At 73.0% G+C, this 22,996-nt stretch carries 23 protein-coding genes; 10 read left to right on the top strand and 13 right to left on the bottom strand.

All coding sequences use genetic code 11. The features are described 5' to 3' along the window. Positions 1-67 precede the first annotated feature (67 nt). The 5 genes from HDA41_RS33755 to HDA41_RS33735 form a co-directional block, all read right to left on the bottom strand. Entirely contained in the window at positions 68-496 is a 429-nt protein-coding gene (locus tag HDA41_RS33755; RefSeq protein ID WP_037668927.1) for an OsmC family peroxiredoxin, read from the bottom strand. A gap of 69 nt (positions 497-565) precedes the next feature. After that, a complete protein-coding gene (locus HDA41_RS33750) occupies positions 566-2,296 on the bottom strand; it encodes a vWA domain-containing protein (RefSeq protein WP_260423710.1) in 1,731 nt (576 codons plus the stop codon). A gap of 68 nt (positions 2,297-2,364) precedes the next feature. Then, positions 2,365-3,426: an ATP-binding protein gene (locus HDA41_RS33745; protein ID WP_184990722.1), complete on the bottom strand. Its 1,062-nt coding sequence runs from the start codon at positions 3,424-3,426 to the stop codon at positions 2,365-2,367. Between the two features lie 80 nt (positions 3,427-3,506). Beyond that, on the bottom strand, positions 3,507-5,579 hold the full coding sequence (locus HDA41_RS33740; protein WP_184990720.1) for a phage holin family protein: 2,073 nt from the start codon (positions 5,577-5,579) through the stop codon (positions 3,507-3,509). A gap of 97 nt (positions 5,580-5,676) precedes the next feature. Further along, entirely contained in the window at positions 5,677-6,078 is a 402-nt protein-coding gene (locus tag HDA41_RS33735; RefSeq protein WP_184990718.1) for a hypothetical protein, read from the bottom strand. 84 nt (positions 6,079-6,162) lie between these two features. Between HDA41_RS33735 and HDA41_RS33730 the strand changes: the two genes are divergently transcribed. Then, positions 6,163-6,936 carry an MBL fold metallo-hydrolase gene (locus HDA41_RS33730; RefSeq protein WP_184990716.1) on the top strand — a complete coding sequence of 258 codons (774 nt, stop codon included), beginning with the start codon at positions 6,163-6,165 and terminating at the stop codon, positions 6,934-6,936. A 50-nt stretch (positions 6,937-6,986) separates the two neighbouring features. Next, positions 6,987-7,586 carry a DedA family protein gene (locus tag HDA41_RS33725; protein WP_184993965.1) on the top strand — a complete coding sequence of 200 codons (600 nt, stop codon included), beginning with the start codon at positions 6,987-6,989 and terminating at the stop codon, positions 7,584-7,586. Between the two features lie 21 nt (positions 7,587-7,607). On the opposite strand, the gene HDA41_RS33720 is transcribed toward HDA41_RS33725, so the two are convergent. The 4 genes from HDA41_RS33720 to HDA41_RS33705 all read right to left on the bottom strand — a co-directional run bounded on the left by HDA41_RS33720 (position 7,608) and on the right by HDA41_RS33705 (position 11,838). Then, positions 7,608-8,669: an MBL fold metallo-hydrolase gene (locus HDA41_RS33720; protein ID WP_184990714.1), complete on the bottom strand. Its 1,062-nt coding sequence runs from the start codon at positions 8,667-8,669 to the stop codon at positions 7,608-7,610. Continuing rightward, on the bottom strand, positions 8,666-9,913 hold the full coding sequence (locus HDA41_RS33715) for an aminotransferase class I/II-fold pyridoxal phosphate-dependent enzyme (RefSeq protein ID WP_184990712.1): 1,248 nt from the start codon (positions 9,911-9,913) through the stop codon (positions 8,666-8,668). Before HDA41_RS33715 ends, HDA41_RS33720 begins: the two co-directional genes overlap by 4 nt. Positions 9,914-10,098: 185 nt before the next feature. Beyond that, positions 10,099-10,911 (bottom strand): hypothetical protein, encoded by an 813-nt coding sequence (locus HDA41_RS33710; RefSeq protein ID WP_184990710.1) that lies wholly within the window; start codon positions 10,909-10,911, stop codon positions 10,099-10,101. 132 nt (positions 10,912-11,043) lie between these two features. Continuing rightward, entirely contained in the window at positions 11,044-11,838 is a 795-nt protein-coding gene (locus HDA41_RS33705) for an RNA polymerase sigma factor SigF (RefSeq protein WP_184990708.1), read from the bottom strand. A gap of 242 nt (positions 11,839-12,080) precedes the next feature. Here HDA41_RS33705 and HDA41_RS33700 point away from each other — a divergent pair, with 242 nt between their 5' ends. Beyond that, the gene (locus HDA41_RS33700; protein WP_184990706.1) at positions 12,081-13,886 is read left to right on the top strand and encodes a thiamine pyrophosphate-requiring protein; all 1,806 of its coding nucleotides are present in this window, start codon (positions 12,081-12,083) and stop codon (positions 13,884-13,886) included. A 357-nt stretch (positions 13,887-14,243) separates the two neighbouring features. Here HDA41_RS33700 and HDA41_RS33695 read toward each other — a convergent pair whose 3' ends face one another. After that, complete coding sequence (locus HDA41_RS33695) at positions 14,244-14,411, bottom strand: hypothetical protein (protein ID WP_184990704.1); 168 nt, start codon at positions 14,409-14,411, stop codon at positions 14,244-14,246. A gap of 159 nt (positions 14,412-14,570) precedes the next feature. On the opposite strand from HDA41_RS33695, the gene HDA41_RS33690 reads away from it, so the two are divergent. The 3 genes from HDA41_RS33690 to HDA41_RS33680 all read left to right on the top strand — a co-directional run bounded on the left by HDA41_RS33690 (position 14,571) and on the right by HDA41_RS33680 (position 16,129). Beyond that, a complete protein-coding gene (locus HDA41_RS33690) occupies positions 14,571-14,972 on the top strand; it encodes a DUF2795 domain-containing protein (protein ID WP_184990702.1) in 402 nt (133 codons plus the stop codon). 106 nt (positions 14,973-15,078) lie between these two features. Continuing rightward, entirely contained in the window at positions 15,079-15,486 is a 408-nt protein-coding gene (locus HDA41_RS33685) for a CBS domain-containing protein (protein ID WP_221511662.1), read from the top strand. A gap of 100 nt (positions 15,487-15,586) precedes the next feature. Continuing rightward, positions 15,587-16,129, top strand: a complete 543-nt coding sequence (locus tag HDA41_RS33680) for a type 1 glutamine amidotransferase domain-containing protein (RefSeq protein ID WP_184990698.1) — start codon at positions 15,587-15,589, stop codon at positions 16,127-16,129. A gap of 285 nt (positions 16,130-16,414) precedes the next feature. Here the strand turns inward: HDA41_RS33680 and HDA41_RS33675 are convergent, their stop codons facing one another. Beyond that, complete coding sequence (locus HDA41_RS33675) at positions 16,415-16,702, bottom strand: DUF6158 family protein (protein ID WP_184990696.1); 288 nt, start codon at positions 16,700-16,702, stop codon at positions 16,415-16,417. A 67-nt stretch (positions 16,703-16,769) separates the two neighbouring features. On the opposite strand from HDA41_RS33675, the gene HDA41_RS33670 reads away from it, so the two are divergent. After that, a complete protein-coding gene (locus HDA41_RS33670; protein ID WP_184990694.1) occupies positions 16,770-17,870 on the top strand; it encodes a baeRF2 domain-containing protein in 1,101 nt (366 codons plus the stop codon). Between the two features lie 102 nt (positions 17,871-17,972). Here the strand turns inward: HDA41_RS33670 and HDA41_RS33665 are convergent, their stop codons facing one another. Both HDA41_RS33665 and HDA41_RS33660 read right to left on the bottom strand, forming a co-directional pair. After that, positions 17,973-19,592, bottom strand: coding sequence for an ABC-F family ATP-binding cassette domain-containing protein (locus HDA41_RS33665; protein WP_184990692.1), 1,620 nt, complete (start codon positions 19,590-19,592; stop codon positions 17,973-17,975). Between the two features lie 248 nt (positions 19,593-19,840). Next, positions 19,841-20,383: an MOSC domain-containing protein gene (locus HDA41_RS33660; protein WP_184990690.1), complete on the bottom strand. Its 543-nt coding sequence runs from the start codon at positions 20,381-20,383 to the stop codon at positions 19,841-19,843. Positions 20,384-20,475: 92 nt separating this feature from the next. Here HDA41_RS33660 and HDA41_RS33655 point away from each other — a divergent pair, with 92 nt between their 5' ends. From HDA41_RS33655 to HDA41_RS33645, 3 genes are all read left to right on the top strand, one after another. Then, positions 20,476-21,861 (top strand): bifunctional phosphatase PAP2/diacylglycerol kinase family protein, encoded by a 1,386-nt coding sequence (locus tag HDA41_RS33655; RefSeq protein ID WP_230299778.1) that lies wholly within the window; start codon positions 20,476-20,478, stop codon positions 21,859-21,861. Positions 21,862-21,960: 99 nt separating this feature from the next. Beyond that, entirely contained in the window at positions 21,961-22,782 is an 822-nt protein-coding gene (locus tag HDA41_RS33650) for a class I SAM-dependent methyltransferase (protein WP_184990686.1), read from the top strand. Positions 22,783-22,824: 42 nt separating this feature from the next. Continuing rightward, the gene (locus HDA41_RS33645; RefSeq protein WP_184990684.1) at positions 22,825-22,995 is read left to right on the top strand and encodes a hydrophobic protein; all 171 of its coding nucleotides are present in this window, start codon (positions 22,825-22,827) and stop codon (positions 22,993-22,995) included. The last annotated feature ends 1 nt before the right edge of the window (position 22,996 follow it).

The following is a 22,996-nucleotide window of genomic DNA, read 5'->3' as shown; positions in this document are numbered from 1 at the left end:
GCGAACCGACGACGTCGCGCGGGCCGCGCCCCTGGTGGGCGGGCCCGCACGACGTCGGTGGGGCCGGTCAGGCGAGCTTGGCGGTCAGGGTGATGGGCGTGGCCTTGAGGGCCTGGCTGACCGGGCAGCCGACCTTGGCCTCCTCGGCGGCGGCGAGGAAGGCCGCCTCGTCCATGCCGGGGACGGTGCCCTCGACGGTGAGGTGGATGCCGGTGATGCCCTCGCCGGGCTGGAAGGTGACGTCGGCGGAGGTCACCAGCTTGGTCGGCGGGGTGCCGGCCTTGTCGAGGATGTTGGAGAAGGCCATCGAGAAGCAGCTGGAGTGGGCGGCGGCGATCAGCTCCTCGGGGCTGGTCTTCCCGCCCGGCTCCTCGGTGCGGGCCGCCCAGGACACCGGCTGCTCGGCGAGGATGCCGGAGGAGTCGAAGGTGACGACACCGTTGCCCTTGAAGAGATTGCCTTCCCAAACGGTGTGTGCGGAGCGCGTGGCTGCCATGTCGCATCCTTTCGATGAGTATCCGGAAACCGTGACCGGTTCCCGGCCACTATCCGATCACACTCCGGTTCAACTCACGCGGAAGACCGGTCCTCTGGCGCTGAACGGCAGCCGTGCTCCTCGCGGGATCAGGTACGCGTGCTCGCGCCGCACGCGCAGGACATCGCACCAGCCGTCGGTGATGATCAGGACGGGCGCGCCGGGCGGGAAGTCGTCGGCGCGGTGCAGCAGGTCGATGCCGGGTTGCAGGACGGTGCCGCCGCGGCCCTGCACGCGCACCCGGCCGGCGATCTCGGTGACCGGCAGATAGCCGGCGTCGTGCGGGGCCGCGTCGCAGAACACGACCCGGGCGGCCGGTACGTCCCGGGCCTCGGCGTAGGAGGCGATGGCGCCCAGCGCCTTGCCGAGCAGGACGCGGTCCATGGAGCCTGAGGTGTCCAGGACCACGCCGAAGGTGCAGCGGGCGATCTCCTCGGGCGGGAAGTACCGCCCGGCGCGCGGGATGCCGGGCGTGGCCGCCTGGCGCCGCGAGGGGCGGGCGAAGGACCGTACGGGCTCGGGTCGGGGCACGAACTCGTCGAACCAGCGGGCCAGTCGCGCGTCCCACGGCAGCGGAGGGTGGCTGAGCGCGCGGATCTCCTCGACCAGGCCGCCCGGCAGGAAGCCGCGCTCCTGCCGCTGGTGCAGGTCGAGGCCCTGGGCGAGGCCGCGGCGGTAGAACCCGTCCAGGTCGACGTAGTCGCGGGGCGGTCCGAGCGGCGCGCCGAGCACGTCGCCGACGCCCTTGCCGCGCGGGGTGGCCAGGCGGCGCATGCGGCGCAGATCGCCGGCGATCCGGTCGTACACCTCCTCCGCGGACAGGCCCGCGAGCCCCGGGTCGTGCAGCAGCCCCTCGGGCATGGTGCCGACCTGCATCTCGGTCAGCCAGCCGTTGATCACGTAGTCGCAGGCGATGTTGAACAGGTAGGGGTCGCGGGTGCCGCAGCGGTCGCCGTGGCGCAGGGCGGCGTGCAGCATCTCGTGGGCCAGGACGAACCGCCACTCCTCGTCGTCGAACTGCCGCAGCGGGTTGACGTAGATCTCGCCGGCCTCGGCGTTGACGGCGGCGATCGCGATGCCGTGGGCGCGGGCGAGTTCGGCGTCGGCGACCAGCTTGATGCCGGACGCGATACCGCCGAGCAGCGGGTAGGAGGAGATGAACCAGCTCAGCGCCCGCTGCCAGGGCCGCAGCAGGGGCGCCTCGCCGTGCAGGCTGTCGCGGCGGCCGCCCGCCATGTCCATCGCGGCGGACACGGTCCGGGTCAGGGCACCGGCGAAGGCCAGCTGCCAGTCGGGCGGCCGGGACCAGCCCGTCCAGGGCACCAGCACCTGGTCGGGCTCGTCACCGGCCGTACCGCAGCGCTCGTACACGGTCGGCAGGCCGTCACGCCGCCAGCGGGCGGCGAGCTGCTCCTCGTCGCCGTCCGGGTAGGAGGCGGGCAGGTGCTCCGGGGTCTCGCCGATGGTGAAGCCGAGCAGGAAGCGGTTGACGACGACGCAGCGGGCGGCGAGGTCGTGGCGGTCGGGCTGGACGCGGTCGCCCTTCACGGCCGGGACGTGCCCGAAGCCGAGGTGGAGGACGGCGTGGGCGAGCGCCCAGGCCCAGGCGGCGGGCTCGGCGAGCCGGTCCGGGTGGACGTGCAGATCGCCGTCGGAGTCGACGACCACGAGTCCGTGGCGGGGCGCGAAGCGGCACTCCTCCTGGCGGCAGACGTCGAACTCCACGGCGGCGAGGGCGGGGTTGGTCCGCATCAGCCGCATGCCCTCGGCGAAGGCCTCGCCCGCGAGGTCCCGCTTCTTCTTCCGCTGGTCCTTGCCGCGGCCGCGGCTCACCGGCGGGCCTCCACCAGCCGGGGCATGTCGCGCGCCGCCTCGACGAGGAACCAGGAGGGCAGCACGGGGTTGCCGTCGTTGTCGGAGGCGATGACGGTCTGGGCGACCTCGACGGATATCTCGGCGAGCTGCACCAGCAGCGACTTGGCGCGGTAGGCGGTCTGGCGGCCGTTCGCGGACATGTGGTCCTTGCTCGCGGGCAGTTCCTTGATCAGGCGGCCGCGGAAGGAGTCGGCGAGGTAGAAGAGCAGGTCGCGGTCCTCCGGGCGGTTCGGCCAGCGGGCGTCGCCCTTGAGGATCGCCTCGATGCCGAACCGGCTGCGCACGATCTTGACGTAGCCGCAGAAGGCCTGCGCGTGCGCGGGCGTCAGCGTGCCGTGCGCGAGCACCCGCAGCGTCTCCTCGTCGAGGTCGCGGCCGAAGGAGTGCAGGGCGTCGGAGAGCATGTGCCAGGAACGGGGCGTGGAGAACGGCTCCTCCGTCTTCGGCGGCTTGGACCACAGGTGGTCGGGCCGGTCGATGAGGTGGTCCACGATCCAGGCGTGGATGCCGTTGCTGCCGGCCCAGGTCAGCCAGTCCTTGGCGGAGGCCTCCAGGTGCACGTGGGTGAGGCGGTTGACGAGCGCGGAGGCGATGGGCCGGGCGAGCGCGTTGTCGGTGGCCCGGTTTCCGGCGCCGATGACGATCGAGCCCTTGGGCAGTTCGTAGCTGCCGATACGGCGGTCGAGGATCAGCGAGTAGAACGCCTTCTGCACGTCCGGCGTGGCCGCGTTGAGCTCGTCCAGGAACAGGCAGTACGGCTCGTCCCGGGCGATCGCCTCCGGCGGGCAGAACACCGAGCGGCCGTCGCGGATCTGCGGTACGCCGATGAGGTCCTCGGGCGCCAGCTGGGTGCCCAGCAGGCTCACGCACTCCAGGCCGAGCGACTCGGCGAACGCCCGTACCAGGGAGGACTTCCCGATGCCGGGTGCGCCCCAGATGAAGACCGGCCGGACGGTGGCGAGACCGAGCAGCAGCTCCGGGATGCGGGCGGGAGTGACGGTGACGGCGGCCTGCAACGCAGGTTCTCCTCGTAAAGGGACGGGGGAAGACGAACCGCACCAGTGTGTGCCTACGGCTTGCCGGACGCAGCCCAATTTCAGGCGGCGCGTTCCTCGCTGCTCTCCAGCGGCACCTGGGGGCCGTCCGACTCGCGCATCCAGCGGCGCAGTACGCGGTGGAGATGTTCGGCGCCGACGAGTTCCTCGCCTTCCTCGACCGGCGGGGAGAAGGCGAGCGGGGACAGCAGGAAGGGGTTGCCCTGGGCGCCGCCGAGGCCGCCGTGGGAGCCGATCTGCTCCTCGAAGGCGAGGACTTCGCCGTCGGCCGGGTCGTAGAAGGAGTTGACCATGATGTCGGCGGCGTGCGGGAAGGAGTGCGTACGGCGTACCGCGTCGGCGGCGCCCGGCCCGAAGGCGGCGAGCGGGCCCGGGTTGTCGTCGAGGTCGGCGAGCGGAATCTCGGCGCCGTACGCGCCGAGGACGACACCGCCGTGCTCCTCGCTGCGGACCAGCAGGAAGCCGATGCCGGGGTGGTTGGCGAGGGTCGGCAGCAGAGCGGGGTGACGGGCGTCGATCTCCTCCTTGCTCATGCGGTGCGTGACATCCGGGAAGGAGACCAGGCCGAGGTTGCCGGAAGCCAGCACGATCGGCTCCGAGCGGCGCGTGGGGCGGTGCCGCTCGCCGCTCTCCTCGACCGGGATGCGCAGGGCGGCGCGCACGGCGGCGCGGGCTTCCGTACCGCTTCGGGTGCGCTCCGCCCTGCGTGACACGGGCAGTCCGCAGCCGGCCCGCACCAGGTCGCCGAGGGTGAGCCCGTAGCGGGAGCGGAAGGTCTCGCCGGGGCTCTGGCCGTGGTCGGACAGCACGACGATCCGGTACGGGCGCGGGGCGTGCTCGACGACGCTCTCGATCAGCGCGAGGGAGCGGTCGAGGCGTTCGAGGACCTTCTGCGCGTCGCGGCTCGCCGGGCCGGAGTGGTGGGCGACCTCGTCGTAGGCCACGAGGTCGGCGTAGACGGCGGTGCGGCCGGCGAGCATGTCGCCCATCACGGCGGCCACGACGACGTCCCGCTCGACGACGGTCGCGAAGGCCCTCACGAGCGGGTAGAGGCCGCCGCGGGAGACGCGCGGGCGTTGCTCGGCGAGGCGGGCCCGGGTGGACTGGCTGATCTCCCGGCCCACCTCGGCGACGAAGGACAGGGCCGTGCGCACGGCGTTGGCCGGGTCGGAGAAGTAGGCGAAGTAGCCCGCGCGCGAGCGGTTCTCCCGGCTGCGGCGGCCGGCGATGGACAGCACGAGGGCCTGCTGCTCGGCGCCGCCGCTGAACAGGTTGCCTCGGCTGGCGCCGTCGACGGCGAGCAGGCCGCCGTGCCCCGCGTACCCGACGGCCCGGCGCTGGAGTTCGGCGGCGCTGGTCGGGCGGTTGCAGACGACCACCTCGCGGGTGTCCTTCTCGTACCAGCGAAACGCGGGGACGTCGTGGTTGCTGCCGTGCAGGATGCCGAGTTGGCTGGCGCCGGTCTGGCTGGACCAGTCGGTGCGCCAGAGGGCGAGCCGGTGGGTGGGGCGAGCGCCGTCGCCGATGTCGAGCCAGCGGGCGACGGTGGGCATCAGGCCCTTGCCGACCGCGTCCAGCAGGACGTCGTGGCCGACGCCGTCGAGTTGCAGGAAGACCGTGCCGGGGCTGGCCGGGCAGGGCGGTCCGGACCTTCGGCGGCGGCGGTCCGAGAGGCGGTACAGCCGACGGCGGTAGGCGTCGTCGTCGCGCACGGCCAGGGCGGCGCCGGTGGCGGACGCCACGGCGGACATCACGGCGGCGACCACGACGGCGGTCTCCGGGGCGGCGGTGCCGCGCTCCCCGGGGTCGAGGCGCAGGGCGAGCAGCAGCAGCGCGCCGTTGAGGAAGAACACCAGCAGCCCGAGCACGAGCGCCGGTACGAGGAGCAGGAGCCGGACGAGCAACGGCCAGACCACGGCAGACAACAGACCGAAGGCGCCGGCACCGAAGGCCGCCTTGACGGCGATGTCGGTCGCGCTGTCACCGTCGGCCGAGCGGAGCCGGAAGTCCGGCAGGATCCCGGCGAGCACCAGCATCGTGAGGGTGGAGACCACCCACACGGCGACGCTCCGCCCCACCTGACTGGCGACCCGCCGCCACCGCACGCCCCGCACGCCCAGCCACCTCACGTCCCGGCCCGCCGCGACCGCGGACCCTCACCCACAGTGCCACAACGCCCCGGGGGCGCCTCGTGTCCCCCGATCCGTCGCGTCAGCGCCCGTCGTAGCCGGCGGTCGGCATCGACAGCCGGCGGTGCACGCACGCCTTCATCGCCGCGTCGTACGCCGGCTCCGCGTGCCCCACCGTCTCGACCCGCACTCCGCGCCGCACGCACTCCGCGGTGAACTCCTCGACGGAGGCGAGCGCGCTCTCCAGGACTCTGCGGCTGGGCGCCACGAACAGGTCGAGGCCGGGCCGGACGCCGTCCCACAGCGCGCAGTGGTCAGGGCGCAGCCCGCGGACCAGTAACTCCCGGCTGATCACATAGCCCCGCTCGGCGGCCCAGCGGGCGCACATCGCGTGCTGGCTGCGGGAGTCGACCAGGAACGGATCGTCGTCGAGCTCCTCCAGCGGCGTCAGACTCGCGATCGCCGTGACCCGGACCGGCCCCATGGCGTCCCCTCTCACCTCCGGTTTTCGTCGCCGACCCTACTCCTGCACGTAGGCTTCGGGGAGTCGCGCGAAGGAGGCAGAGAAGTGCCGGTGGAGATCACCTGGTGGGGTCACGCCACTTGCACGGTCGAGGACTCGAACGTACGCGTGCTCACCGATCCGCTGTTCGCGCGCCGGCTCGCGCACCTGCGCCGCCGGCGCGGGGATGTGCCGCCTCCCGGCGCCCACCAGGCGGATGTCGCGCTGGTGTCGCATCTGCACGCCGACCACCTGCACGTGCCGTCGCTGACGCGGCTCGCTCCGGGCACGCGCCTGCTCGTGCCCCGGGGCGCGCGCCGGGCGGTACCGGGACTGCGCCGGCTCGCTCACCTGCGGATCAGCGAGGTGGCACCGGGGGACGAGATCCCGGTCGGCGACATCGTCGTACGGGCCGTGCCCGCGCGGCACGACGGGCGCCGGCTGCCGCTCGGACCGCACCGCTCCCCCGCGCTCGGCTACGTCGTCGCCGGCGAGGCCCGGACGTACTTCGCGGGGGACACCGGGCTGTTCGACGACATGGCCGAGGAGGTCGGGCCGGTCGAGGTGGCGCTGCTGCCGGTGGGCGGCTGGGGGCCGTACCTGGGCGAGGGGCACCTGGACGCGGGCCGGGCGGCACAGGCGCTGGCGCGGCTGGCGCCGCGCAGTGCGGTGCCGGTGCACTACGGCACGTACTGGCCGATCGGGATGGACGCCGTGCGCCCCCACGAGTTCCACGCGCCGGGTGACGAGTTCGTGCGGCTCGCGGCCCGGCACGCGCCGGGCGTGGCGGTGCACCGGCTCGGGCACGGGGAGAGCGTGCGCCTCGAGGTCGCGCGGTGATCCCGACCGCGCCCGTGGCTCAGGCCGCGATACCCCTGCTCGCGGTGTCGATGGTCACCCCGGCGTCCGTCGTGCCGGAGTCCACGCAGCAGGCGGTCGGCTATCCCTCGCTGTTCCTGCTGGTGCTGATCGGGGCGCTGGTGCCGGTGATCCCGACGGGCGCGCTGGTGAGTTCGGCGGCCGTGGTCGCCGTCCACCAGACGGCCCCGTTCTCGCTGGCGATGGTGTTCGTGACGGCGTCGCTGGCGGCGTTCCTCGGGGACGCGGCGCTGTACTGGCTGGGGCGGCGCGGGATGAAGTCGAAGAACGGCTCGCGCTGGCTGGCGGCGCTCCGGGCGCGGGCCCCCGAGGACCGGCTGGAGCAGGCGCAGACGAAGCTCGCCGAGCACGGTGTGGCCGTGCTGGTGCTGTCCCGGCTGGTGCCGGCGGGCCGTATCCCGGTGATGCTGGCCTGCCTGATGGCGAAGTGGCCGATGCGGCGCTTCTGGCGCGGGAACCTGCCGGCCTGCCTGGCCTGGGCGGTGACGTACCAGTTGATCGGAATCCTCGGCGGGTCGCTGTTCGACGAGCCGTGGGAGGGCGTGGTGGCGGCGATCGCGCTGACCTTGGTGGTCAGCGCGGTGCCGAGTGTGGTGCGGCGGGTTCGGTGACGCCGCCCGCGCCCCTTGAGGTCAGTCCCCGGTCAGCACCCTGGAAGCGCCCACCGGCATGTCCCACAGGTTCTCCCGGGGCAGGCCTGCCTTCTCCCAGGCCGCCCGCACCCGTGTGAGGGGCTCCAGGACCGGCTCCGCCGACAGGACGAAGGTGGCCCAGTGCATGGGGGCCATCCTGGCCGCTCCCAGGTCCTGGGCGGCGCGGACCGCCTCCTCCGGGTCGCAGTGGACGTCGCTGAGCCACCAGCGGGGGTCGTAGGCGCCGATGGGGAGGAGGGCCAGGTCGATGCCGGAGTAGCGGCGGCCGATGCGGGAGAACCAGTGCCCGTAGCCGGTGTCGCCCGCGAAGTAGAGGCGCTGTCCGTCCTGGTCGGTGAGCACCCAGCCGCCCCACAGGCTGCGGCAGGTGTCGGTGAGGGTGCGCTTGGACCAGTGGTGGGAGGGGACGAAGTCGAAGCGGACGCCGTCGAGTTCGGCCGCCTCCCACCAGTCGAGCTCCGTGACGCGGGTGAAGCGGCGGCGGTGGAACCAGCGGGCGAGGCCGGCGGGGACGAACACGGGGGTGTCGCGCGGGAGCCTGCGCAGCGTGGGGGCGTCCAGGTGGTCGTAGTGGTTGTGGCTGATGACGACGGCGTCGACGCGCGGCAGCTCCTCCCAGGGGACGCCCACGGGGGTGATGCGGGCCGGTGTGCCGAGGATCCGGCGGGACCAGACCGGGTCGGTGAGGACGGTCAGTCCGCCGATCCGCAGGACCCAACTGGCGTGTCCCGCCCAGGTGACGGCGACCGTGCGCGCGTCGACGCGGGGCAGCGGGCCGGGTGCGTAAGGGAGCCGGGGGATGTCGGCGAGACCTTCCGGGCCCGGTCGCACGGCGCCCTCGCGGGCGAAGCGGGCCATGGCCCTCAGGCCGGGGAGCGGGGCGGTCAGCCGGTCGTGGAAGGTGCGCGGCCACACCCGGCGTTCGGCCAGAGGTCTCGGTTCGGCCGGCGGTGGGTACGGGGGCGCGAGAGGGGACGGGAGGGCCGCGTCCTCGGCTTCCCGAGTGGTGGTGCTCGCGGTCGACTCGGACTGCTGCGTCATCGAGGAGGCTCCCATCGCTGAGCTTCGTCGCGGAGATCGTCGAAGGCCGACTTCAGTTGGATCAACGAGCGTTGCACGTGCGGCAGCTCCACCGGCGTGGGTGAAGTGAGGCATTCCGCGCGTTCCTTGTCGGAGCCGGCCACCAGTGCGCCGGTCGAAAGCCGCACGCGCCGGGCTTCGAGCTCGTCACCGAAGCGGTGGCCGCCCGGCGCCGGCATGCCGAGGCGGGCGGTGAGGAAGTCCTCCAGTTCCTGTGCGTCGCCGACGTCGTGCGCGGTCAGCGCGGGGCTCAGCGGAGCGAGGTCGACGTACAGATGGCGGCCGGCCTGCGGGGGCCGGGAGAGGGCGCCGGCCGCGACGACGGCGGCGTGCGCCTCGGCGGCCAGGCGCGCGTGCAGGCGCACGGTGGTGGCGACGCGCGCGGTGACTGCTTCCGGTTCCCGCAGGGCGTAGGCGGCCGCCGCGGCGATGGGAGCGGCGACCCGGGCGTCGAGCGCGGTGAGGACGTCGAGCACGCGCGCGTGGAGGCCGTCGGCGTCCTCGCCCGCCGGGAAGCGGGCCACGGCGGCCGGCCAGCCGGGCGGGAGGAGGGCACCGGCCAGGTCGGTGACGACGGTGACCCGGTCGGGCAGCATCTCGGCGGGGCTGAGCAGCACGGTGTCGTGCGGGTCGTGCAGGGTGTCGCGCCAGGTCTCGTCGCTGACCAGGTGCATGCCCTCTCCCTGGGCGGCCTCGACGGTCTCGTGCAGCAGCTCGGGAGGGGCGACGGTGGCCGTGGGGTCGTCGGCGACGGACAGCACGAGCAGGCGCGGATCACCGCCCTCGGCGCGGACCCGGCGCACGGTCTCCAGCAGGGCGTACGGGTCGGGCACCCCGCCGCTCTCCGGCGGGGTCGGCACGTGGAAGGCGGGGCGTCCCAGCAGGCGGGCGTACGGCGCCCACCAGGCGGCGCAGGGTCTCGGCACGAGGACGTCACCGCCGAGGGCGGCGGTCAGGGCGACCAGCAGCGCGGGCGCGCCGGGCCCGGCGGCCACCCGGCCGGGGGCGCAGTGCAGTCCGCGGCGGTCCCAGTAGCCGCAGGCGGCCTCCCGCAGGGCGGGTCCCCCGCCGACCGGTTCGTGGTCGCCCCGGGACGCCGCGGCGGCGAGCACGGCGGACAGATCCGGCAGCACGGGCAGTCCGTCCTCGGGGAGCGACGGCCCGAACCGGACGGGGCCGTGGCCTTCCGGGTCCGTCCGCCGCATTCGTACCTCCGCAGTGCCTGGTGCCGTGTCCGCCGTGTTCCTGTCGCCCTCGCCCGTGTCCTCGGCCACTGAGTACCCACGGTGCCGCCGGCTCATGGCCGCCCGGCCGGGTCGTGACGGTCACAGCATGAGCGGGCCGGGGCGGGGAAGCGGGGGGCTTCCGGGGCGGTGGTGCGAGCCATGCGTCAGCGGTACGGGTCGCTCTCCCAGTTGCGCAGCCGGTGCACGGCGGCGCCGAACGCGCCCGCGATCAGCACCCCGCCCGCGACCAGGGCGGGCACGGAGTCGGTGAAGGCACCGCCGTCGCCGGCGCGTACACCGCGCGGGGTGACCGCTTCCGGGCACTCGGTGGGGTGGTGCCGCGGTTGGTCGAGCGCTTCGTCGTGTTGCTCGCCGAGCGGCTCGTCGAGCGCTTCGTCGTGTTGCTCGCCGAGCGGCTCGTCGAGCGCTTCGTCGTGTTGCTCGCCGAGCGGCTCGTCGTGTCGTTCGTCGGGGCAGGGCTTGTGGATGGGCCGGTGAGAAGGCTGGTGAGACGGCGTGTGAGAAGGCTGGTCAGACGGCTTGTGGTGGCCACCGCCGTGGGTCACCGTGAACGTCGCGCTCCACTGCTTGCCCTCCCCGCCGGGAGCGGCCGGGCAGGTGCCGTCGACGGTCCACGCCGAGTCCTCGCCGAGGGCGTCCGGATCGCCCTCGAAGTTCTCCGCGGGAGCGATACGGGCCGTCCCCCGATAGGCCGGGCCGGACACCTTGTCGTCGTTGCCGGTCACCTTGCGCAGCGGGACCGTGCCCTCGTCGAAGGCCTGCGAGGTCGCGTCGATGCTGTCGGGCGGCGGCCCCCCGGTCGGATCACAGCTGACCGAGATGGTGAACGTCCCGCCGGGCTCCACGGTGGCCGGGCTGACCTCGGCGGCGGGTTCGGCGGACACGACCGGCGCGAGGCCCACCAGGGCGGAGCCGGCCAGGACGGCGACGGAGAGTGCGTGGCGGGTGCGGCGCATGGAGCGAGCTCCTTCGGGCGACGGCAGAAAAGCCCTCCTGCCATCACAGCCAGCCCGCTACGACGCCGCGCGCGGCCAGGCCCCATTGGCGGGACAGTGCCACTCCATCAGGTGAATCGGAGCAACGCAGTGCTACGCCACGTCCCGCATGACCTGCTCCCGAACCCGACCACAGCACCGGCTGATCAGCCGGGACACATGCATCTGCGAGATCCCCAGCTCCTCGGCGATCCGGCTCTGGGTCATGTCCCCGAAGAACCGCATGTACAGAATCGCCCGCTCCCGCTCCGGCAACGCGGCCAGCCGCGCCTTCACCGCCTCACGATCGACCACCGTGTCCAGCGCCGGATCCGGCGACCCGAGCGCGTCGCTCAGGGAGTACCCGTCCTCGCTGCCGGGCAGCTCCGCGTCCAGGGACAGGGCGGTGAAGCTCTCCAGGGCCTCCAGGCCGGCCTTGACGTCCTCCTCGCTCATCTTCGCGTGCTCGGCGATCTCCGCCACGGTGGGGCGTCGGCCCGAGATGGTCTGGGACAGGTCCTGGGAGGCGAACCGGACGCGGTTGCGCAGGTCCTGGACCCGGCGAGGTACGTGCAGGGTCCACATATGGTCGCGGAAGTGCCGCTTGATCTCGCCGGTGACGGTGGGCACGGCGTAGCTCTCGAAGGCGTTGCCGAGCTCGGGGTCGTACCGGTCGACGGCCTTGACCAGGCCGAGGGCCGCGACCTGGCGCAGGTCCTCGAAGCTCTCGCCACGGCTGCGGAAGCGTCCGGCGAGGCGGTCGGCCATGGGCAGCCAGGCCTCGACGATCTCGTCGCGGAGCGCGTCGCGCTCAGGTCCGGCGGGGAGGGCGGCGAGCCGGCGGAAGGCGTCGGCGGTGTCGGGAGCGTCGTCGTGAGGGTGCGGCTTCGCGCTGGTGTGGATCGGCATGATGCGTCGCAATTCCCTTGCAGGTGCTCTGGGTTGGACGGTCACCGTGGGAGCGCGTCGACTGAGCGGAACAGGAGCGCCGGTGGCGGCGCGACGGGCCGCTCCCACGGACGTGCCTCCTGTCCGAAGCACTGAGGTGCGCCTGCCCCCGGCCCCCGCCCGCAAACCGGGAGAGGTTTTCCGCTGTCGCGCAGGGTGACTCGTACTGCTGGCCCTGTCCCCATACGTCCGGGAGGTCGTACATGAGCACCAAGGTCTCCGACCACGTCCTTGAGCGGCTGCGCGAGTGGGGGGTCGAGGAGGTCTTCGGCTATCCGGGCGACGGGATCAACGGCTTGCTCGCCGCGTGGGGCCGGGCCGAGAACGAGCCCCGTTTCGTGCAGTCGCGGCACGAGGAGATGTCCGCGTTCCAGGCGGTCGGATACGCCAAGTTCAGCGGCCGTCTCGGGGTGTGCGCGGCGACGTCCGGGCCGGGCGCGATCCATCTGCTGAACGGTCTGTACGACGCCAAGCTGGACCATGTCCCGGTGCTGGCGATCGTCGGCCAGACGCACCGCACCGCGATGGGCGGCTCCTACCAGCAGGAAGTGGATCTGCACTCGCTGTACAAGGACGTCGCCTCCGACTTCGTGGAGACGGTGACGGTGCCGGAGCAGCTGCCGAACGTGCTGGACCGGGCGATCCGCACCGCGTACGCGCGTCGCTGCCCCACCGCGATCATCATCCCCGGTGATGTGCAGGAACTCGACTACTCGCCGCCGACGCACGAGTTCAAGATGGTGCCCTCCAGCCTGGACCGCAGTTCGTGGACGGCGATCCCCTCCGACGACTCGGTGCGACGGGCCGCAGAGATCCTCAACTCCGGTGACAAGGTGGCCATCCTGGTCGGCCAGGGCGCGGCCGGCGCGCGGGCCGAGGTGGAGCGGATCGCCGAGCTGCTCGGCGCCGGTGTCGCCAAGGCGCTGCTCGGCAAGGACGTCCTCAGCGACGAACTGCCGTACGTCACCGGCTCGATCGGCCTGCTGGGCACGCGCCCGTCGTACGAGCTGATGCGGGACTGCGACACGCTGCTGACCATCGGGTCGTCGTTCCCGTACACCCAGTTCATGCCGGAGTTCGGCAAGGCGCGGGGCGTGCAGATCGACATCGACCCGCACATGGTCGGGATGCGCTACCCGTACGAGGTGAACCTGGTCGGCGACGCGAAGGCCACGCTGGAGCGGCTGATCCCGCTGATCGAGGAGGGGCGCGGGCGCGAGTGGTACGACACGGTGTGCGCCAACGTGACGCGCTGGCGTGACGTCATGGAGCGCCGGGCGGGGCTCGACGCCGACCCGATCAACCCGGAGTACGTGGCCCGTGCCCTGGACCCGCTGCTGCCGGACAACGCGATCATCGCCTCCGACTCGGGTTCGACGGCGAACTGGTACGCGCGGCACCTGACCATGCGGCCGGGCATGCGGGGCTCGCTCTCCGGCACGCTGGCGACGATGGGCTGCGGGGTGCCGTACGTGATCGGCGCGAAGTTCGCGCACCCGGACCGGCCCGCGATCGCGCTGGTGGGCGACGGGGCGATGCAGATGAACGGGATGGCGGAGCTGATCACGGCGGCGAAGTACCGCCACCAGTGGGAGGACCCGCGGCTGGTGGTCGCCGTGTGGAACAACCAGGACCTGAACCAGGTCACGTGGGAGATGCGGGCCATGGAGGGCGCGCCGCAGTTCCTGCCGTCGCAAGCGCTCCCGGACGTGCAGTACGCCGCGTTCGCGCGTTCCCTGGGGCTGACCGGCATCCGGGTGGAGAAGCCGGAGGACGTCGAGGCGGGCTGGCGTGCCGCGCTGGAGGCGGACGGTCCCGCGGTGGTCGAGTTCCTGACCGATCCGGCCGTCCCGCCGATCCCGCCGCACGCCACCTGGGAGCAGATGGAGGCGACCGCCGCGTCGATCCTGAAGGGCGACTCGGACCGGGGGTCGGTGGTCAAGCAGGGCTTCAAGGCGAAGATGCAGGAATTTCTGCCGGGGCGCGAGAAGAAGGAGCGGTCGCGGTGAAGCGCCGCCGAAGGCCGGGAGTTTTCAGCGGTGTTCTGACACCCGAGCCAGTGCCAGCCACCGGGTCGGACCCGCCCGGAGCGGACGGGCGCCCGGCCCGGCGGTGAAAAGTTCTGGACCCGGCGCTGGTCCCGGCGGGCCGGTGGCGGCAGAGGACGGCCTGCCGCCACCGGCCCGCCGGGCACGGTCGGCGCCAAGCTCGGCGAGGGCATGCAATGACTCGGACGACCGAGAACTGCGGTAGTCGATCGCTACGTCACGCTCGTTGACCGCGCGGTGCACGAGCCGGAAGCACGGCGGGAGCTCGGGTCGGTGTTCGCGCCGGAGGCCACCGCGGTTGCGGGTGCGGATCACCGCCTAGGCGAGGGGGCTTTCCTCCATCGCCGGACGCGCGGCGGCCGGAGGCGGGCCGGCCGGTTGGCGCCGGTCGGCGTCGTTCTGTGGCAGCAGCAGTTCCTCGTAACGGCCCAGCACCAGCACCACTCCGAGCATGAGCAGCGGAATGAGCACAGCGAGCATCGCCATGACGGGTCCCTTCCCCAGAGAGGTGTGGGGGGTGCGAGCCGGGTCTCCCGCAGGCCGTGGCGCAAACCATGCGGACCGCATCGATCCAGGGTGCCGAGCCCGTGTCGGCTCGCGGTGTACGGGTACGCGGTGCGGACCCCCGAACGTCTGGAGGGAGACATGCAGCGAGGCAGCGACCGGCTGAGCGTCCACCGTGACGACGAGATGAAGCATGAACTCCAGGGGCTGCTCAGGTCCGGGCACCCCACCCGCAGTGAGGAGTGGCACGACCCGGAGCCGGCCGCCGAGGACGACCCCGAGGTCGCGTACGGGCCGGTGACGCCGAGCCGTGCGCCGACGTCCCTGGAGTCGGTGCGCCTGGAACTGGCCCGGATCCTGGGCCGCAGGGTGTTCCCCGCGAGCGCGCGCGACCTGGCCCGCGAACTGCGCGGCCACCAGGCGCCCGACGCCCTCGTCGAGGCCCTGGAGCGGCTGCCGCGCCAGGAGCGCTACGCCAATGTCCAGGAACTGGCCCAGGCCCTGATCCGGGCCCGGGAGACCGGACCGGAGGAGTACGCGTAGGGACCGCACCAGGGGCACCGTGGGCGGGCACTCCGCCCACGGTGCCCCCGCCGGACGGGGGACGGAGGGAGGGCCTTCAGTGAGGGCTGAGTTGGTGAAGGACGTAATGACCCCGGGTGTGGTCGCCGTACGCCCGGACGCCTCGCTGGTCGAGGCGGCGCAGTTGATGCGCACCCAGAACATCGGCGACGTGGTGGTGGCCGAGGGGCAGGACGTGATCGGCGTGCTCACCGACCGTGACATCACGGTACGGGCGGTGGCCGACGGTGCCGACCCGATGACGGTGAGCGTGCAGTCGGTGTGCACGCCGGATCCGGTGACGGTGACGCCGGACGACCGGGTGACGACCGCGGTCACGCTGATGCGCGAGCACGCGGTGCGCCGGCTGCCGGTGGTGGAGAACGGGCTGCCGGTGGGGATGGTCAGCCTCGGCGACCTGGCCGAGGCCGAGGACCCCGCATCGGCGCTCGCCGACATCAGCCGCGCCGAGCCGGACGCCCGAGGCGGCGCGTGAGCACGGGCCGCAGGAACCGCAACGAGAAGAACGACAAGAACGCGAGGAGCGACGCGGCGCGCTGGACCGCCGCGCGCTCCGGGAAAGGACCTTGAGCATCATGCGCATCGCATTTCTGGTGGCACCCGAGGGCGTCGAGCAGGTCGAGCTGACCGATCCGTGGCAGGCCGTGCAGGACGCCGGGCACGAAGCCGTGCTGGTGTCGACGAAGCAGGGTGAGATCCAGGCGTTCAACCACCTCGACAAGGCGGACACCTTCCCCGTGGACGAGGTCGCGGGCGAAACCGCGCCGGGCTCGTTCGACGCGCTGGTGCTGCCGGGCGGCGTGGCCAACCCGGACTTCCTGCGGATGGACGACAAGGCCGTCGCGTTCGTCCGGGACTTCTTCGAGCAGGGCCGCCCCGTGGCCGCGATCTGCCACGCGCCGTGGACGCTGGTCGAGGCGGACGTCGTACGCGGCCGGGTGCTGACCTCCTGGCCGAGCCTGCAGACCGACATCCGCAACGCGGGCGGCACCTGGGCCGACGAGCAGGTGAAGGTCTGCGACCACGGTGCCAACAAGCTGGTCACCAGCCGTAAGCCGGACGACCTGAAGGCGTTCTGCGAGACCTTCCTCGACGTGTTCGCCAAGCAGGCCGCCTGAAGCCCTCCCGCCGACCGCACGCAGGAACAGCGCGAGGCGCCAGGGCGGACGATCCGGCCGGCGGGCCGCTCGCCCGCCGCCACGCAGTCGCGGTGGACCACACCGACGACTCCCTGGCGGCGGGCGAGAACGTGTTCGTGGACGCCATCGCGCCGCATCGGGGGCGGGAGCCGGTGCGGCGCTGAGACAGGGGCCTGGGCCGGCGCGGTGCTGACCCGGGAGCCGGGCCGCGGTTGTGCCGGTGCCGTCCGGCTCGCGTCGCGCCGGTGCTGTCCTGTGAGGGGCTCAGGTGCCGGGGGTCGTGGGAGTCGTCGACTCTCCGCTCCCCCGCTCCCGGGCCCCTTCGCGTGTGCGGCCGGCGGCCACCGGGCGGCGTGGGTTGCGGCGCAGGTACTCGCCCTCGAGCTGCGCCATGCGCTCGTTGTGGGCCCGCAGCGCGTCGTTCGAGCCGTAGAGCAGTGTGTCGTGGCGCGTGCGGTGGATGGTCTCCAGCTCCTTCATGAGCTGCTGGTCGTCCAGCCGGTCAGGGTCCACTCCGGTCATGGTGTTGCCCCGCTCGTCGTGTTCGTTCATGCGGTCCGGGTACCCGCGCGGGGAACAACTGAGCACTACCCCCGAGCGGCATTCCGGGAGGGAACCAATGGATCTCGCCTTTCTGCACCCACTGTACGAACACTCCGGGCCTTGGGCCTCGGTGTACGTCGACACCTCCCGTCATACGGAGGACACCCCTCACGAGCGGCAGCTCACGGCCCAGGCGATGGCCAGGCAGCTGGCCGACCAGGGCGCGGACGAGGCGACCTGCCGGGCCGTACGGAGCGCCATCGAGGACCTGGGGCACTCCTCCGAACCGCACGGCCGGGCCCTGTTCGCCCGCGCCGGCGAGGTGGTTCTCGACCCGCCGCTGGCCCGTCCCCCGCAGGGCGGCGACTGGGCCGAATGGGCCCCGCTGCCGCGTGTCACGCCGCTGCTGGAGCTGGCCGGCGAGGACCCGGTGTGCGTGGTGGCGTACGTCGACCGCAAGGGCGCGGACTTCGAGCTGCGCAGCGGCCTGGGCAGCAAGGGTGCCGGAAGCGTCACCGGGCGCCAGTGGCCGGTGCACCGGACGAGCTCCGTGGACTGGTCCGAGCGGCATTTCCAGCTGCGGGTGGAGAACACCTGGGAGCACAACGCCGCGGAGATCGCCGACGCGCTGGCCGTGTGCCAGGAGGAGACCCGCGCCGACCTGCTGATTCTTGTGGGTGACGACCGTGAGCGGCGGTCCGTGCACGAGCGGCTGCCCAAGCGGCTGCACGATCTCGTCGTCGAGGCGCCGCACGGCAGCGGCAGCCGGCTCCTCGACGACGACGTCGAGCGGGCCCGCGCCGAGCATGTGGCACGGCGGGCCGAGGCGGAGCTGGAGCGGTTCCGGGCCGCCCGGAACCCGGACGACGAGGGCCGGGCCGGCGCCGTGGAGGGCGTGCCCGCGCTGGTCGAGGCGGCGCGCGAGCACCGCATCGACGAACTGCTGGTCAGGCCGAACGGGCCGGACGCGCACCGCGAGGTGTGGATCGGCGAGGACCCGGACCAGCTGGCGGTGCGGCGTACGGACCTGAAGATCCTCGGCGAGCAGCACTCCTGGCCGGCCCGGGCGGACGACGCGCTGATCCGGTCGGCCGTGGCGACGGACGCGGCGGCACTGGCCGTTGCGGAGCGAGAGGTTCCAGCCGGCGGGCTCGGGGCGTTGCTCCGCTGGAAGTGACCAGCGCGCCCGAATCGCCGTAGGGCGGCGCGGTCCGCGACCGGCGCGGGTGCGGGCGTGTCGTGGCCGGTCGGGCAGTTTCCCCCGCCCGTGGGCCGGCTGCTACCTCGCCCGTTCCACCCGGCGTTCGTCCCAGACCGGGTCCGGGGTCTCCCGGACCCGGCCGTCGCTGCCGAAGACCAGGTAGCGGTCGAAGGAGCGGGCGAACCAGCGGTCGTGCGTGACCGCGAGGACCGTGCCGTCGAAGGCCTCCAGGCCCTCCTGGAGCGCCTCCGCGGACTCCAGGTCCAGGTTGTCGGTCGGCTCGTCGAGCAGCAACGCCGTCGCGCCCTCCAGCTCCAGCAGGAGGATCTGGAAGCGGGCCTGCTGGCCGCCGGACAGACGGCCGAACGTCTGCTCGGCCTGGTTCGTCAGCTCGTAGCGGCGCAGCCTCGACATCGCCGCGCCGCGGTCCTGTGCGTACTCCTTCCACAGGATGTCGAGCAGTGTGCGGCCCTCCAGCTCCGGATGCGCGTGCGTCTGCGCGAAGTGGCCGGGTACGACCCGGGCGCCCAGCTTCCAGTTGCCCGTGTGCGCCACGTCGTCGCCGGCGAGGAGGCGCAGGAAGTGGGACTTGCCGGAGCCGTTGGAGCCGAGGACGGCGACGCGTTCGCCGTAGAAGACCTCCAGGTCGAAGGGCTTCATCAGGCCGGTCAGTTCCAGGTGCTCGCAGGTGACGGCCCGGACACCGGTGCGGCCGCCCTTGAGACGCATCCTGATGTCCTGCTCGCGGGGCGGCTCAGGGGGCGGGCCGATCTCCTCGAACTTGCGCAGACGGGTCTGTGCGGCGGCGTATCGCGAAGCCATCTCATGGCTGACGGCCGCCGCTTGACGGAGCGTCAGCACGAGCTTCTTCAGCTGGGCGTGTTTCTCGTCCCAGCGCCTGCGCAGTTCCTCGAAGCGCTCGAACCGCTGCCGGCGGGCCTCGTGGTACGTGTCGAACCCGCCGCCGTGCGCCCAGGCGTCGGCGCCCGCCGGGCCCGGCTCCACGCTCACGATCTTCTCGGCGGCGCGGGCCAGCAGCTCCCGGTCGTGCGACACGAACAGCACGGTCTTGCGCGTCTCCTTGAGCCGCTCCTCCAGCCAGCGCTTGCCGGGGACGTCGAGGTAGTTGTCGGGCTCGTCGAGGAGGAGCACCTCGTCGGTGCCGCGCAGGAGGGCCTCCAGGACGAGCCGCTTCTGCTCGCCGCCGGAGAGGGTGCGGACGAGCCGCCACTGCGCCTGCTCGTAGGGGATGCCCAGGGCGGCCGTGGTGCACATGTCCCACAGCGTCTCGGCCTCGTAGCCGCGGGCCTCGGCCCAGTCGGCGAGGGCCTGGGCGTACGTCAGCTGGGCGGCCTCGTCGTCGACGGTCATGATGGCGTGCTCGGCGGTGTCCACGGCGTGGGCCGCCTCGCGGATGCGGGGGGTGGCGACGGACACGAGCAGGTCCCGTACGGTCGTCTCGTCGCGTACGGACCCGACGAACTGCCGCATCACGCCCAGCCCGCCGCCGACGGTGACGGTTCCGCCGTGCGGCTTGATCTCACCGGCGAGCATGCGGAGCAGGGTGGTCTTGCCGGCGCCGTTGGGCCCCACGAGGGCGACGACGGCGCCCTCCCCGACCCGGAACGACACATCACCCAGCAGCGCCCTTCCGTCGGGCAGGTAGTACTCCAGGTGTGCGGCTTCGAGGTGACCCATGGGCGCGATTCTGTGCGGCGGCGGCGCGCTGGGCAAACGGATTTCCGGCGGGAGCGCGCGTCTGCGCCTGTGAGCGGGGTGTACGTCGGCCGCCGCTGCGGGCTGTCGTGCCGCTGAGGCGATGGGGGTCCCCCTGCTCGAGCGAAGTCGAGAGCTTGGGGGAGGGTGGGCGCAGTGGCATCCCGCACCGCCGGGCTGCGGACCCACCCGGCCCCAGCAACAACGCCGAGCGCCCGGAAGCCGGCGTCTCAGACCCGGTCCAGCGGTCGATGCGGACCCGTGGGGAGTTCCGCCTCGATCGTGTCGCCGGGGCGCACCACGCCCCCTTCCCGCACGACGCTCATGATCCCGGCCTTGCGCACGACGTTCCCCGCCTCGTCCCGCCCGACGACCCGCTTCAGCAGCCCGTCCTGGAAGACGTCGATCTGGAGGCAGGGATTGCGCAGACCGGTCACCTCCAGGACCGCCGTGTCGCCGATGCGCAGCAGCGTGCCGACCGGCAGACCGAGCAGATCGATGCCCTGCGTGGTGATGTTCTCGCCGAGTTCGCCGGGTGCCACCTTGAACCCTTCCTCACCGACCTCGGCGAAGAGTTCCTCGTGCATGAGGTGCACCTGGCGCAGGTTCGGCTGGGTGGGATCCTGCGCGACGCGCGAACGGTGCTTGACCGTCACACCGGCGTGCACGTCCCCCTCCACCCCGAGACCGGCGAGCAGCCTGATGCTGTCCCGGTTCGGCTTGGTGAACGAGTACTCCCCGTTGCTGCTGACCGCCGTCACTCGCCCGTTCATCCCTCGGATCCCCCTCTTCGGCCACGATGATCACCCCCGAGCCTGCCCGTGGACAGTCGGTGTGTCCACCCCCCTCCGGGTACCCGCATCCCATGAGGCCCGCCGTTCTGGACCCCGCCCTGCCCCGCTTGAGCCGCCGCGCGAACCACGGTGCCGTGTGGTTCGCGGCCGCCGCCGCCCTCGCGGCGACCCGCACTCCCCGTGCCCGCCGCGCGGCGAGCCGCGGACTGGCCTCACTCGGCCTCGCCTCCCTCACCGTCAACGCCCTCGGCAAGCGCACGGCCCGCCACGTCCGCCCGGCCCCGGTCCCGCTGATCGGGCAGCCGAAGCGGCGGCCGACCACCGCCTCGTTCCCCTCCGGGCAGGCCGCGGCCGCCGCCGCCTTCGCGACCGGTGTCGCCCTGGAGTCCCCCGCCTGGGGCACGGTCGTCGCCCCGGTGGCCGCCTCCCTCGCCCTCTCCCGCGCCCGCGGCGGCGCGCACGTCCCGGGCGACGTCCTGGCGGGCGCCGCGCTGGGCGTGGGCGCCGCGTTCGCCGTACGGGGCATGGTGCCGACGCGCGGCCAGGCCGCCCCGCCGGCCCGTCCCCGCGCCGAGGTCCCGGCGCTGCCGGACGGCGAGGGACTCGTGCTGGTGGCGAACACCGCCGCGGGCAGCGCCGACCGCGCCCGTGCCCTGCGGGACGCCCTGCCCCGGGCCGAGATCGTCGAGTGCGAACCGCAAGACGTGCCCGCCGAGTTGGAGAAGGCGGCCACCCGCGCCCGGGTTCTCGGCGTGTGCGGCGGCGACGGCACCGTGAACACCGCCGCCCGCGTCGCGCTCCGCTTCCGCCTGCCCCTCGCGGTGCTGCCGGGTGGGACCCTCAACCACTTCGCCTACGACCTCGGCATCGAGGACGTGCGCGATCTCGCCCGAGCGCTGCGTGCGCGCGAGGCCGTACGCGTGGACGTGGGCCGGTACTCCTGCGGCGGGAAGCAGGGCGTCTTCCTCAACACGTGCAGTGTCGGCGTCTACCCGGAGCTCGTGCGCGAACGGGAGCGCTGGTCGCACCGGATCGGCGGCCGGCCCGCCGGTGTGCTCGCGGCCCTGCGCGTGCTGCGGGCCGACCGGCATCCGCTGGAGGCCGAGTTCCAGGGCCGTACGCACCCCCTGTGGCTGCTGTTCGCCGGGAACGGCACCTATCACCGCATGGGGCTGGCGTCGGGGCGCCGGATGGACCTGGCGGACGGGCAGCTCGACGTGCGGGTCGTGCACGGCGGCCGCCGGCCGGCGGCCCGGCTGCTCGCCGCCGCCCTCGCGGGGCCGCTGACCCGCTCCCCCGCCCACGCCGCCCTCCAGGTGGGGCGGCTGCGGCTGGACCACGTGGCGCCCGGCACGCTCCTCGCCTACGACGGCGAGGTCACCGAAGTGGAGGGCCGCGTCACCGTTGAGAAGCTGCCCGAGGCGCTGACCGTCTACCGGCCGGTCCCGTCCGACTGACACACCGTCAGTCCATATAGCGGGAACTCGGTCTCATTATGCGGCCCAGCTGCGTACGGTGATCCCCTGCCGACCCGAACGGAAGGGGTGGGATCCGCCATGCCGGAACCACGGGAGACCGCTGTCTACACGCACGGGCACCACGAATCGGTGTTGCGTTCGCACACCTGGCGGACCGCCGCCAACTCGGCCGCGTATCTCGTACCGCTGATCCGCCCTCACATGAAGATCCTGGACGTCGGGTGCGGACCGGGCACCATCACCGCCGACCTGGCCGCACTCGTGCCCGACGGGCACGTCACCGGTGTCGACCGGGCGCCGGAGATCCTGGAGCAGGCACGCGCCACGGCTGCCGGACGGGGGCTGGCCAACGTCGACTTCGCGGTCGCCGACGTGCATGCCCTGGACTACCCGGACGACACCTTCTGTGTGGTCCATGCCCACCAGGTCCTTCAGCACGTGGGGGATCCGGTGCGGGCGCTGCGCGAGATGAGGCGGGTGGTCAGGCCCGGGGGTCTCGTCGCCGTGCGGGACGCCGACTACGACGCCATGACCTGGTTCCCGGCGTCCGAGGGACTCGACGACTGGCTGGACCTCTACCGCCGGGTCGCCCGGGCCAACGGCGGCGAGCCGGATGCCGGGCGCCGGCTGAAGGCCTGGGCACTGCGCGCCGGGTTCTCGGACGTCACGGCGACCTCCGGCACCTGGACCTTCGCCACGCGGGACGAGCGGACCTGGTGGAGCGGACTGTGGGCCGACCGGACGCTGGCGTCGGCGTACGCGGACCGGGCCCGGCTGGGCGGGCACGCCGGCGAGGCGGAGTTGCGGGCCGTGGCCGACGCCTGGCGGGAGTGGGGGGAGCGGGACGACGGCTGGTTCAGCGTCCTGCACGGAGAAATTCTCTGCCGAAAGGACGCCTGAAACACGGATTCGGGGACACCCTAAAAGCAGGAGGTTCGAATTATGGTTCCCATCCTGCTGGTACTGCTTCTGGCTTTGATTCTTTTCGGGGCCGGATTTGCAGTAAAGGTACTCTGGTGGATCGCTTTGGCGGTTCTCGTTCTGTGGCTGCTGGGATTCTTCGTCCGTGGTACGTCGGCGTCCGGAGGCAGGGGCCGGTGGTACAGGTGGTGAA

Source organism: Streptomyces caelestis, assembly GCF_014205255.1.
Classification (GTDB): domain Bacteria; phylum Actinomycetota; class Actinomycetes; order Streptomycetales; family Streptomycetaceae; genus Streptomyces; species Streptomyces caelestis.
Note: the sequence above shows the minus strand (reverse complement) of the source record. Positions and strands in the feature narration are given on the sequence as shown.

Coding starts and splice junctions, on each gene's coding strand:
- HDA41_RS33755 (WP_037668927.1), bottom strand. CDS start 496: ATGGCAGCCACGCGCTCCGCACACACCGTTTGGGAAGGCAATCTCTTC.
- HDA41_RS33750 (WP_260423710.1), bottom strand. CDS start 2,296: ATGCGGCTGATGCGGACCAACCCCGCCCTCGCCGCCGTGGAGTTCGAC.
- HDA41_RS33735 (WP_184990718.1), bottom strand. CDS start 6,078: ATGGGGCCGGTCCGGGTCACGGCGATCGCGAGTCTGACGCCGCTGGAG.
- HDA41_RS33725 (WP_184993965.1), top strand. CDS start 6,987: ATGGTCACCCCGGCGTCCGTCGTGCCGGAGTCCACGCAGCAGGCGGTC.
- HDA41_RS33720 (WP_184990714.1), bottom strand. CDS start 8,669: ATGACGCAGCAGTCCGAGTCGACCGCGAGCACCACCACTCGGGAAGCC.
- HDA41_RS33715 (WP_184990712.1), bottom strand. CDS start 9,913: ATGCGGCGGACGGACCCGGAAGGCCACGGCCCCGTCCGGTTCGGGCCG.
- HDA41_RS33710 (WP_184990710.1), bottom strand. CDS start 10,911: ATGCGCCGCACCCGCCACGCACTCTCCGTCGCCGTCCTGGCCGGCTCC.
- HDA41_RS33705 (WP_184990708.1), bottom strand. CDS start 11,838: ATGCCGATCCACACCAGCGCGAAGCCGCACCCTCACGACGACGCTCCC.
- HDA41_RS33700 (WP_184990706.1), top strand. CDS start 12,081: ATGAGCACCAAGGTCTCCGACCACGTCCTTGAGCGGCTGCGCGAGTGG.
- HDA41_RS33695 (WP_184990704.1), bottom strand. CDS start 14,411: ATGGCGATGCTCGCTGTGCTCATTCCGCTGCTCATGCTCGGAGTGGTG.
- HDA41_RS33690 (WP_184990702.1), top strand. CDS start 14,571: ATGCAGCGAGGCAGCGACCGGCTGAGCGTCCACCGTGACGACGAGATG.
- HDA41_RS33685 (WP_221511662.1), top strand. CDS start 15,079: ATGACCCCGGGTGTGGTCGCCGTACGCCCGGACGCCTCGCTGGTCGAG.
- HDA41_RS33680 (WP_184990698.1), top strand. CDS start 15,587: ATGCGCATCGCATTTCTGGTGGCACCCGAGGGCGTCGAGCAGGTCGAG.
- HDA41_RS33675 (WP_184990696.1), bottom strand. CDS start 16,702: ATGAACGAACACGACGAGCGGGGCAACACCATGACCGGAGTGGACCCT.
- HDA41_RS33670 (WP_184990694.1), top strand. CDS start 16,770: ATGGATCTCGCCTTTCTGCACCCACTGTACGAACACTCCGGGCCTTGG.
- HDA41_RS33665 (WP_184990692.1), bottom strand. CDS start 19,592: ATGGGTCACCTCGAAGCCGCACACCTGGAGTACTACCTGCCCGACGGA.
- HDA41_RS33660 (WP_184990690.1), bottom strand. CDS start 20,383: ATGAACGGGCGAGTGACGGCGGTCAGCAGCAACGGGGAGTACTCGTTC.
- HDA41_RS33655 (WP_230299778.1), top strand. CDS start 20,476: ATGAGGCCCGCCGTTCTGGACCCCGCCCTGCCCCGCTTGAGCCGCCGC.
- HDA41_RS33650 (WP_184990686.1), top strand. CDS start 21,961: ATGCCGGAACCACGGGAGACCGCTGTCTACACGCACGGGCACCACGAA.
- HDA41_RS33645 (WP_184990684.1), top strand. CDS start 22,825: ATGGTTCCCATCCTGCTGGTACTGCTTCTGGCTTTGATTCTTTTCGGG.